The sequence below is a fragment of the Kitasatospora sp. NPDC058184 genome, from assembly GCF_042883725.1.
Lineage (GTDB): Bacteria > Actinomycetota > Actinomycetes > Streptomycetales > Streptomycetaceae > Kitasatospora.
The window spans coordinates 1-2,284 of the sequence record NZ_JBHVVE010000052.1; the positions used below are offsets into that span (position 1 = coordinate 1).

Annotated in this window: 2 protein-coding genes; both read left to right on the forward strand. The window is 61.6% G+C overall.

Translation table 11 applies throughout. The annotated features are described in order from the left end of the window. A partial coding sequence (locus tag ACFVXH_RS41230) for a hypothetical protein (protein ID WP_387831225.1) occupies positions 1-330 on the forward strand: 330 nt, incomplete at its 5' end. 98 nt (positions 331-428) lie between these two features. Then, positions 429-1,883 (forward strand): replication initiation protein, encoded by a 1,455-nt coding sequence (locus ACFVXH_RS41235; protein ID WP_290280301.1) that lies wholly within the window; start codon positions 429-431, stop codon positions 1,881-1,883. The last annotated feature ends 401 nt before the right edge of the window (positions 1,884-2,284 follow it).

Here is a 2,284-nt window from a genome sequence, read left to right on the forward strand (position 1 = left end):
AGGGCAAAGTATTGCTCGGATGCTTGTCGGGCGGCAGCGAGCCGCGAACGCGCGCGCCAGCGCCACGCCCAGGAGGTCGAAGCCGCACGTCTCCAGGCCGCACTCGATCTGAAAACCCCGCAAGAAACCTTGGCCGAGATCGTCCAGGAGCTGGAGGCCACCACCCGGATCATCCGCGATCGAGGGGACGTGCCAGCCTCGCTGCGCCCGCTGGTTAATGCCGCATCCGCCCTGGTGAACGCGGCTCAACAAGGCGCTGCCCCGGCATCGTCTTCCAATCGGAAAACCCGTCGAGCAGTTAAACGCTCCTTCGCTCCCAAGACACGATAAGCTGCACCAATACCTGAAAAATGTTGAACGCCCCGACAGCTGTAACTGTCGAGGCGTCGGCTAACCCCCAGTCATCAGCTGGGAGAAAGCACTCAAAAATGACCTTAGCGGATTCGCCAGGCACATACACAGCAGATGCGTGGAATTACTCCACGGATCTGTTCGACACCCACCCTGAGCTGGCTTTACGCTCCCGGGGTTGGAACCACCAAGACGCCACCGAGTTCCTGGCCCACCTGGACCGCAGCATGTTTCACGGGTGCCCCACCCGGGACTTCTCCGCGGCCTGGGTCAAAGACCCCGAGACCGGAGAAACCCGCCCCAAGCTGCACCGAGTCGGCACCCGGTCGCTTTCCCGGTGCCAGTACGTCGCCCTGACCCACCCGCAGCGCTCCGCGGTGCTGGTCTTAGACATCGACATCCCCAGCCACCAGGCCGGCGGGAACATCGAGCACCTTCACCCGCAGGTCTACGCCACCTTGGAGCGCTGGGCACTGGTGGAGAAAGCGCCGGCCTGGATCGGGGTGAACCCGTTGTCGGGAAAGTGCCAGCTCATCTGGTGCATTGACCCGGTGTTCGCCGCCGAGGGCACCACCAGTCCGAACACCCGCCTGCTAGCGGCCACCACCGAGGAAATGACCCGTGTGTTCGGCGCTGACCAGGCATTTTCCCACCGGTTGAGCCGGTGGCCGCTGCATGTCTCTGATGATCCGACCGCGTACTCCTGGCACTGCCAGCACAATCGAGTCGATACGCTTGCTGAGCTGATGGAGGTAGCCCGCACGATGACCGGATCAAAAAAGCCAGATAGCACTGCTCACCAGGAGTTTTCCAGCGGTCGGGCACGGATCGAAGCCGCGAGGAAAGCCACCGCAGAGGCCAAAGCGCTTGCCGCCTTGGACGCCACGCTGCCTACGGCGCTGGAGGCAGCAGGTGATCTCATTGACGGGGTGCGGGTGTTGTGGGCCGCAGAGGGGCGTGCAGCGCGTGATGAGACGGCGTTTCGCCATGCGTTGACCGTGGGGTATCAGCTTAAAGCCGCAGGTGAACGCCTGAAAGACACCAAGATCATCGATGCGTATGAGCGTGCCTACAACGTCGCCCAGGCGGTGGGGGCTGATGGGCGTGAGCCGGATCTGCCTGCCATGCGTGATCGTCAGACGATGGCCCGTCGTGTGCGCGCCTACGTCGCTAAAGGCCAGCCCACGGTGAGCGCCAGGAGCACACAGACCCAGAGCAGCCGGGGCAGGAAAGCCCTGGCCACCATGGGACGCAGAGGCGCAGCCACCTCGAATGCACGCAGATGGGCGGACCCAGAAAGCGACTACGCTCGCCAGACTCGGGAGCGTTTAGCCCGAGCAAACGAGCTACGTACATTCAGCACAGACGAGAACAAAGGCCGGGTCCTGGCTTACGTTTCCGAGTGCAAGCGCCACGGTTATGACCCCACAAGCAAAGAAGTCGCAACGGAGCTAGGCCTGTCAGTAAGGCGCGTCAATGAGCTGAGAAAAGCTCTAGGAATCTCCCGGAAACGTGGCCGACCAAGTGCCTGAAAATTAATTGGCGGAGCCGTCAGCAGATAACGGTTCCCACCCCGTAGGGGTAGCGGTCGGTCCCTGAAGCTCTACTCATCTTCTTCCTTGCGTATGAACTTTCTCCATGAACTCACCGTTCGCTCTGGGTCTGCAACGAACGCTCCCAGGAACCCACTCAGGGTTGCAACTGCTACTCCAGCTACTGCCTCAAATAAATAACTCATAGCGGGAGTCTGACTTAAAGTGCCTGGCGGTCAGGGCGGACAGCTGCAACTGTGGAACTCTCCGCCACTGACGGCTGGCTACTCGTCCTCGTCCCTGCGGAGGAACGCTCGCCACGATTCAATCGTTCGCTCTGGGTCAGCCCAGAGGCTACCCAAGAATCCGCCCGCGCCAGCCAGTAAAAGATCACTTACTGC

Excerpts from the sequence above, each read along its gene's own strand:
- ACFVXH_RS41235 (WP_290280301.1), top strand. The coding sequence starts at position 429 with ATGACCTTAGCGGATTCGCCAGGCACATACACAGCAGATGCGTGGAAT.